General features: G+C 67.7%; 9 protein-coding genes. 1 reads left to right on the top strand and 8 read right to left on the bottom strand.

The window, feature by feature from the left end:
* From ACWDU1_RS26335 to ACWDU1_RS26300, 8 genes are all read right to left on the bottom strand, one after another.
* Positions 1-734: ferrochelatase (locus ACWDU1_RS26335; RefSeq protein ID WP_450002478.1), on the bottom strand; the 734-nt coding region annotated here is incomplete at its 3' end.
* Positions 735-821: 87 nt separating this feature from the next.
* On the bottom strand, positions 822-1655 hold the full coding sequence (gene inhA / locus ACWDU1_RS26330; RefSeq protein ID WP_450002476.1) for an NADH-dependent enoyl-ACP reductase InhA: 834 nt from the start codon (positions 1653-1655) through the stop codon (positions 822-824).
* A 117-nt stretch (positions 1656-1772) separates the two neighbouring features.
* Entirely contained in the window at positions 1773-2489 is a 717-nt protein-coding gene (gene fabG1 / locus ACWDU1_RS26325; RefSeq protein ID WP_450002474.1) for a 3-oxoacyl-ACP reductase FabG1, read from the bottom strand.
* Positions 2490-2637: 148 nt separating this feature from the next.
* Positions 2638-2874 carry a hypothetical protein gene (locus tag ACWDU1_RS26320; protein ID WP_450002473.1) on the bottom strand — a complete coding sequence of 79 codons (237 nt, stop codon included), beginning with the start codon at positions 2872-2874 and terminating at the stop codon, positions 2638-2640.
* A 114-nt stretch (positions 2875-2988) separates the two neighbouring features.
* On the bottom strand, positions 2989-3990 hold the full coding sequence (locus tag ACWDU1_RS26315) for a VWA domain-containing protein (RefSeq protein WP_450002471.1): 1002 nt from the start codon (positions 3988-3990) through the stop codon (positions 2989-2991).
* Positions 3987-4967, bottom strand: a complete 981-nt coding sequence (locus ACWDU1_RS26310) for a DUF58 domain-containing protein (RefSeq protein WP_450002470.1) — start codon at positions 4965-4967, stop codon at positions 3987-3989. The genes ACWDU1_RS26315 and ACWDU1_RS26310 overlap by 4 nt, the downstream gene beginning before the upstream one ends.
* Positions 4964-6124, bottom strand: a complete 1161-nt coding sequence (gene moxR1 / locus ACWDU1_RS26305; protein WP_450002469.1) for a chaperone MoxR1 — start codon at positions 6122-6124, stop codon at positions 4964-4966. The genes ACWDU1_RS26310 and moxR1 overlap by 4 nt, the downstream gene beginning before the upstream one ends.
* A gap of 265 nt (positions 6125-6389) precedes the next feature.
* Positions 6390-6971, bottom strand: a complete 582-nt coding sequence (locus ACWDU1_RS26300) for an Rv1476 family membrane protein (protein WP_450002467.1) — start codon at positions 6969-6971, stop codon at positions 6390-6392.
* A 352-nt stretch (positions 6972-7323) separates the two neighbouring features.
* Between ACWDU1_RS26300 and ACWDU1_RS26295 the strand changes: the two genes are divergently transcribed.
* On the top strand, positions 7324-7592 hold a 269-nt coding region (locus ACWDU1_RS26295), incomplete at its 3' end, for a hypothetical protein (protein WP_450002465.1).

Raw genomic sequence — 7592 nt, 5'->3', positions numbered from 1 at the left:
GAGACGAAACCCACCGGGCAGACGACCACGGCGTCGATACCCTTGTCCGGCAGCGTTTCCAGATGATCGACGATATCGGGCTCGAGCCACGGAATGCGCGGCGGCCCGGAGCGCGACTGCCAGACCACGTCGTAGTCGCCGAAACCGGCGGCGGCCGCGCACAGCCGGGCCGATTCGGCGACCTGGCGGCTGTAGAGGTGGCCGCCGTCGTCCGGCGGCCCGGCCGCGGCATCCGCCGCGTCCGGTACCGAATGGGCCGTGAACACCAGCCGCGCGCCGCCACGGCGCTCGGCCGGCAGCGCCGCGACGGCCGCTCGCACGGCATCGGCGAAGGCCCCGATCAGCAGCGGGTGGTCGAAGTACTGGCGCAGTTTCACCAGTTCCGGCGCATCGTCGCCCACCGCCGCCCGTGCCCGGACGATATCCTCGTCGTACTGCCGGCACCCGGAGTAGCCACCCCAGGCCGAGGTCGGGAACACCAGGGCCGAACCGACGCCGTCGGCCGCCATCCGCGACACGGTGTCCTCGACCAGGGGGTGCCAGTTGCGGTTACCGAAGTAGACCGGAAGATCCCACCCGGCCGCCGCCAGGCTCCGCTCCACCGCCGCGATGATGTCGCGATTGAGCGCGTTGATCGGCGATACGCCGCCGAAGTGCAGATAATGCTGCGCCACCTCGGCGAGCCGTTCGGGAGGCACACCGCGCCCCCGGGTCACGTTCTCCAGAAACGGCATCACATCGCCGGGACCTTCGGGACCGCCGAAGGACAGCAGCAGCAGGGCGTCGGCCGCGCGGGCCACGGTGTTCTCCTCCCGGATCGTTCAGTTCGACGGCATGTTCTCGGGGAACCAGGTGTTGTGGCTGGCGCCGCCGTCGACATAGACGATCGAGCCGGTGGTGGCGGGCAGCCAGTCCGACAGCAGCGCGACGATCGATTTGCCGACCACCTCCGCGCCGCCGTCCCAGCCGATGGGCGAGGCACCGTCCCAGTAGGTGTCGAGTTGCTTGAGCTGTTTGGCGTCATCGGTGGCCGTACCCGCGATGGCCTTGGCGGCGAGGGTTTTGACCGGGCCGGCGGCGACCAGGTTGGACCGGATCTTCTTGGCGTAGCCGACTTCCCGCGCCACGTACCGGTTCACCGATTCCAGCGCGGCCTTGGCCACGCCCATCCAGTTGTAGTAGGGCATGGCGGTACGAGGATCGAAATCCATACCGACGATGGACCCGCGCTCGTTCATCACCGGCAGCACGGCCCGGGCCAGCGCCGCATAACTCCAGGCCGAGATCTCGAAGGATTTCGCGGCATCACCGGCGGGTCCGTCGAGGAACGGCACGGCATCGGGGCCCATGAGGGTCTTCGGGGCGAAGGCGATCGAATGCAGGACCCCGTCGATTCCCTCCGGGGCGATCTCGCGCAGCGCGTCGGGCAGTTTCGCCAGGTCCTCGGCGCTGGTCACGTCGAGCCCGATCGCCGGAGGCACCTCCTCCGGCAGCCGCTTGGCGATCCGGTCGATCAGGCGGAGGCGCTCGGTGAGACCGGTGATGATCACCCGGGCCCCCTCCTTCTGCGCGATCGCCGCCGCGTGGAACGCGATGGAGGCATCGGTGATGATGCCGGTGACGAGGATCGTCTTGCCTTCGAGCAATCCGCCCATGAGTTCTCGCTTCTCCCTGCAGTCTGGTGTCGTGTTCCGCCGTCCAGGCGGCGCACCGGCCGTCCATCGAACGGCCGGTGCGATATTCGCGATGTACTTCGATGCCCAGGGGGCAGGTCAGTGCCCCATCCCCATACCGCCGTCGACCGGGATGACCGCACCGGAGACATAGGCCGAATCCTCGGAGGCGAGGAAGCTGATAACGGCCGCGACATCCTCGGGCCTGCCGACCCGCTGCAGCGGGATGAACTTCTCGGCCATCTCCCGCATCTCCGCGGGCAGGTCCTTGGTCATATCCGTTTCGATGAATCCGGGTGCGACGACATTGGCGGTGATCGACCGCGACCCCAGCTCACGGGTGATCGAGCGCGCCAGTCCCACCACACCGGCCTTGGAGGCGGCGTAGTTGATCTGCCCCGCCTGGCCCGACATCCCGACCACCGAGCCGAGGAAGATCATCCGGCCCCACCGGGCCCGCAGCATCGCGCGATTGGCCCGCTTGGCGCAGCGGAACGCGCCGGCGAGGTTGGCATCCACGACCTTGGTGAACTGCTCCTCGGTCATCCGCATGAGCAGGGTGTCGTCGGTGATCCCGGCATTGGCGACCAGCACCTCCACCGGCCCCTGCGCGGCCTCGACCTCGGCGAAGGCCTGATCCACCGATTCACTGTCGGTGACATCGCATTTCACCCCGAGCAGGCCCTCGGGGGCGCCCGAACCGCGATGGGTGACCGCCACCTTGTGGCCGTCGGCGTGCAGACGCTGGGCCACCGCGAGACCGATCCCCCGGTTACCGCCGGTCACCAGGACCGAACGTGGTGTGAAGTTCGACATGGGGACAACCTACCGCCATGCCCTCGGGTCGCCGCCATGGGATCCGACCGAATTCGCCCGCCGTTTTTGTGCGCCACGAACAGATCAGCGCATCTCGACGAGTACTGCGGACCGGATGGGATCCGGCCCGCAGTACTCGACCGGAAACTCACACCCGTTTGGTGGTGAACAGCCCCCACATCATGAAACCGTTCTTGTCGGCCTGTCCCATCGCCCGGCAATACGCGGCCTGACCCGCGTATTTCTTCGCCAGCGTATCCCGGCAGTTCGCTTCGGCGTACGGTCCGGAGAACGGAAACAGCGCCAGATTGTCGGCAGCCGCGAGCCCCGACCCTCCGAAGACGATTCCGCCGATCAGGCCGATCGTGATGAACACACGCTTCATGGATTACCCCTCCCGAGAATGCCTCACTCCCCATGACCGAGGCACTCGAATCATACTGGAGCACAGGCATTCTCAGGGGATATTTTCCAACCGGGGCCGACGGGCCACCTGCCGTCAGGGCAACCGCTGGCGCATCACGAGCGCCGCCACGACACCGGCCAGGGTCATGAAGAGGCCGAGCAGCCACCAGGCGCGACTCGCGTCGCCCCGGGTCACCTCGTACCCGATCTGTTCCTCCAGTGTCTCGTAGACGCTCGAGAGCTCCTGCAGGCTGGACGCCGTGAAGAACTCGCCGCCGGACAGCCGCGCGATCTCCTGCATCGCTTCGTCGTCCACCGGCACTTCCTGCTGGTCGGAGCCCCCGTCCTCACGCGGGATCTCCACTACGCCCCACTGGGTTCCGAACGAGATGGTGGTGACCGGGATCTGTTTCGTCTTGGCCAGCCGGGCCGCGACGAATTCATGGCGCGGGTTGTCGTAGTCCTCGAAGTCCGGAACGGTCTGCTTCCCGTCCGACATCAGCACGACCCGGGCCGGGGGCGGGGTTTCCGATCCACCCACCACCGAGGCGAGGGTCTCGATGGACTGCAGGGCGGTGAAGATCCCCTCACCGGTCGCGGTGCGCTGGGCGAGTTTGATGTTGTCGATCGCCGCCTTCACGGATCCGCGATCGGTGGTCGGTGAGACCAGTACCGAGGCGGTACCGGCATAGGTGACCAGGCCCAGGTTGACCCCCGGGGTCAGTCCCTCGGCGAAGTTCTTGGCCGCCTCTTGGGCGACCTGCAGCCGGTTCGGCGAGACGTCGGTGGCCTCCATGGACAGTGACACGTCCATGACCAGCACCACCGTGGCCCGGTTGCGCGGCACCTTCTGTTCGGCGGTGGGGCCGGCCGCGCCGATCGTGGAGAACACCATGCCCACGATCAGCAGCACGATCGGCACATGGCGCCATGAGCTCGGCCGGTTCGGAGCGACCTTCTCGAGCTGTTCCATATTGCTGAAGCGCAACATACGCCGCTGCTTACCGCGCTGCGCGAGCAGATAGCCGAGCGCGAGCAGCAGAATGACAGCAAGGAATCCGAGCCAGATCGGTGCGGTGAAATTCGAAATACTCACTGGCGTGGCACCCGCGGGGTCGAGGCGCCGAGGCTGTGGCGCCGGGTGGAAACGAACCGGACCACATCGGCGATCCAGTCCCGGTCGGTCTGCAGGGTCAGCACCGGGGCGCCACAACTGCGCAGGGTCTGCTCGACCTCCTGCCGGTGCCGTTGCGCGGCCGCCGCGTAGTCGGCGCGCAACTGGGGGGTGACGCTGAATTCGCGGGTACGTCCGGTCTCCGGATCGTGCAGTACCACGTCACCGATATCGGGTAGCGCGATATCGCGCGGGTCGAGTACTTCGACCGCCAGCAGATCGTGACGCGCGGAGATGGCGCGCAGCGACCGCTGCCAGCTGATATCGCCCAGGAAGTCGCTGATCACCACCGCGAGTCCGCGCTTGCGCTGCGGCCGGCGCAGCGATTCGATCGCGCCGTGCAGGTTACCGCGCACGCCGTCGCGGGGATGCGGCGTGGTCGCGATACTGCGCAACAGCGACTGGGCGTGCACCCGGCCGCTGCGGGCGGGAATCCGCTGCATTTGCTCACCGGTGGCGACCACCGCGCCGATACGATTGCCGCCGCCCATCGTCAGGTGGGTGACCGCGGCCGCGGCGGCCACCGCCAGATCCCGTTTCTGGCAGGCACCGGTGCCGAAGTCGAGACTGGCCGACAGGTCGACCACCATCCACGTCTCCAGTTCCCGGTCGGCGATCATCTGCCGGACGTGCGGATGGGTCGTCCGGGCCGTGACCGACCAGTCCATCTGTCGCACATCGTCGCCGGGCTGATAGGCGCGCGCCTCGCCCGGCTCGGAACCCGGACCGGGGATGAGGCCGAGGTGATCGCCGTGCAGCACCCCGTCCAGGCGGCGGCGCACGGTGAGCTCGAGCGTTTTCAGGGCGGCGGTCAGATGCGGATCGGTCAGTTCGCCCGAACGGAACGACGGTGGTGCGTGGCCGGGCACCCCGGCGTGGGAATCCGACGCCCGGGTCACTGGGTCTGGTTCGTGCCGGCGGTCTGCGGGACCTGAGGCGCGGGAGCCTGCTGGGGCGGAGCGGGCCTGCGGTTGCCGTTCTCCGCGGGGGCGGGCGCCCCGCCGGGCGCCACCGCCTGCGGCGCCACCTGGGGCAGGCCGACGGTCTGCAGCACGCGCTGGATCACGTCCTCGGGGCTGACCTCGTCGGCGAGGGCGTCGTAGGAGAGCACCAGACGGTGCCGGAGCACATCCGGGATCACCTCGAGCACATCCTGCGGCACCACATAGTCGCGGCCCCGGATCAGCGCGATCGCCCGGGCGGCGGCGATGATGCCGAGGCTGGCACGCGGCGAGGCGCCGTAGGCCACCCAGTTCGCCACGTCCTGCATACCGAACTCGGCCGGTGCGCGAGTGGCCGAGATGACCCGCACCACGTAGTCCACCAGCGCGTGGTGCACGAAGGTGTTCGCGGCCAGCTTCTGCAACCGCAGCAGTTCCGCCGGTTCGAGGATCTGCTCGGCTTCGGGCGGGGTGACACCCATCCGGTAGATGATCTCGCGTTCCTCTTCGACCGACGGGTAGTCGACGACGACCTTGAACAGGAACCGGTCGCGCTGCGCCTCGGGCAGCGGGTACACACCCTCGCTCTCGATCGGGTTCTGGGTGGCCATCACCAGGAACGGATCGGGCATCGGATAGGTCTTACCGCCGATCGACACATGTCGCTCGGCCATCACCTCGAGCAGCGCGGACTGCACCTTGGCCGGCGCGCGGTTGATCTCGTCGGCGAGGACGAAGTTCGCGACCACCGGGCCCAGCTCGGTGTCGAACTCCTCCCGGCCCTGCCGGTAGATGCGGGTACCGACGAGGTCGGTGGGCACCAGGTCGGGGGTGAACTGGACGCGGGAGAACGAGCCACCGACGACCTTCGCGAACGTCTCGACCGCGAGGGTCTTGGCGATACCGGGAACACCTTCCAGGAGCACATGCCCCTTGGCCAGCACACCGACGAGCAGCCGCTCGACCAGGCGATCCTGTCCGACGATGACCCGCTTCACCTCGAATATCGCTTTTTCCAGCGTCGCGACATCACGCTCGAGGGCGTTCGAAGCGGGCGCCGGCGATTTTTTCGCCAGATCCGCCCCGCTGACACCGTCCGTCGAAGTCACCAACATCCCCGCTTTCGCCTCGGTCCTGTGCGTGCTGTCACAACTATTCCAGGTGATGACCGTATTCGCCGCAACCGGCTCCACTATCGGGAAATTCGCCGCGTTCGCGAACCGGTCCATACCCCGGCGCCGGCCACGGAGTCGCTGTCGCAGCCGTCACCGCCCGCTCCAGTCGACCATACGTACCGATACGGCATCATGCCCGCCGTGCCGAACGCTGAAACATCCCCGGTGCGGGGAATCCTTCCAGGACAGGCCGGCGACCGGACGGTTATCGGGCGGCGGCGCGGACGGGTTCGGCCCCGCCGTCCACTGATCCCCCCGGAGCCGCCACATCGGGATCACGACGGGACTTGATCCAGTACAGGCCTCCGACGACCAGCACCAGGCCGGCCAGCAACGCGAGGGTTATCGCGGTCCAGCCCATGGCCGGCTCCTGCTCCAGTCGGTGGACCAGGATCTGCGCGGCCTCTTCGGTGTCGCCACCTTTGAATTTCGCCTTGTCCTCGGCCCATTCCAGGTGGACCCGGGTTATGGAATCACTGGTGGTGCCGATCCAGTCGTCGCTGAATACCGCCACGGTGCCGTGCTGAAAGCCCGCGACCTCGGTGGCGAGATCGCGCAGTTCGGAATCGTGGCCGGGATTGCCGCTCACCACGACGATGCTCAGGTCGATTCCGTGTTCCCGCGCATCGGACACGATGGCGGCCAGTTCCCCCTGGTCGTCGCCGTCGGGCGCGGCCACCCCGTTGTCGGCGAGATCGGACCGAACCTCGGCCATGGTGTCCGCGTCGAATCCGTCCGGCAGTTTGGTGGCCATGAAGGAGAAGGCCGAGGTGTGGGTGACGGTCATCTTCCATCCGGTCTGGTCGAGCCGCATCGTTGGGCGAGGCGACGGGGAAATGCGATTCTGGGGTGCGAGCCCGGGAGTACCCGTGGGGACGTCCCGGCAACCCGGACCAGCTCGAGAGCAGATTACGCGACGCGGGATCGGTTACCCCACACCTGCCACACCCGCGGACCCGCGCGCCGCGCGACGATCACCGGCAGCGGGCCCGAAATTTCACAGGACAAGCGTACTGTTAGGGTTGGGAATCGCGGGGAACCGGCGCCACAGCGGGCCGGACCTCAGGCCAGACAACAGACGTATCGCCGCCGGCACAGCCCCGCCGACGGCGTCCGCACACCCGACAAGTGGAGCTGACGTGACGAAAAGTATCGATACTTTCGGCGCCAAGGGCAACCTCGAGGTCGGAAGCAACTCCTATGAGATCTTCCGGCTCTCGGCCGTGCCCGGCACCGAGAAACTTCCGTACGCGCTGAAAGTCCTCGCCGAGAATCTGCTGCGCACCGAGGACGGCGCCAATATCACCGCCGACCACATTCGCGCCCTCGCGAACTGGGATCCGAGCGCCCAGCCCAGTATCGAGATCCAGTTCACCCCGGCCCGCGTGGTGATGCAGGACTTCACCGG

This window comes from Nocardia sp. NPDC003345 (assembly GCF_053589395.1).
The sequence above is the reverse complement of the archived record's forward strand: the minus strand, read 5'-3'. Positions and strand labels throughout refer to the sequence as shown.

Coding starts and splice junctions, on each gene's coding strand:
- inhA (WP_450002476.1), bottom strand. CDS start 1,655: ATGGGCGGATTGCTCGAAGGCAAGACGATCCTCGTCACCGGCATCATC.
- fabG1 (WP_450002474.1), bottom strand. CDS start 2,489: ATGTCGAACTTCACACCACGTTCGGTCCTGGTGACCGGCGGTAACCGG.
- ACWDU1_RS26320 (WP_450002473.1), bottom strand. CDS start 2,874: ATGAAGCGTGTGTTCATCACGATCGGCCTGATCGGCGGAATCGTCTTC.
- moxR1 (WP_450002469.1), bottom strand. CDS start 6,124: ATGTTGGTGACTTCGACGGACGGTGTCAGCGGGGCGGATCTGGCGAAA.
- ACWDU1_RS26300 (WP_450002467.1), bottom strand. CDS start 6,971: ATGACCGTCACCCACACCTCGGCCTTCTCCTTCATGGCCACCAAACTG.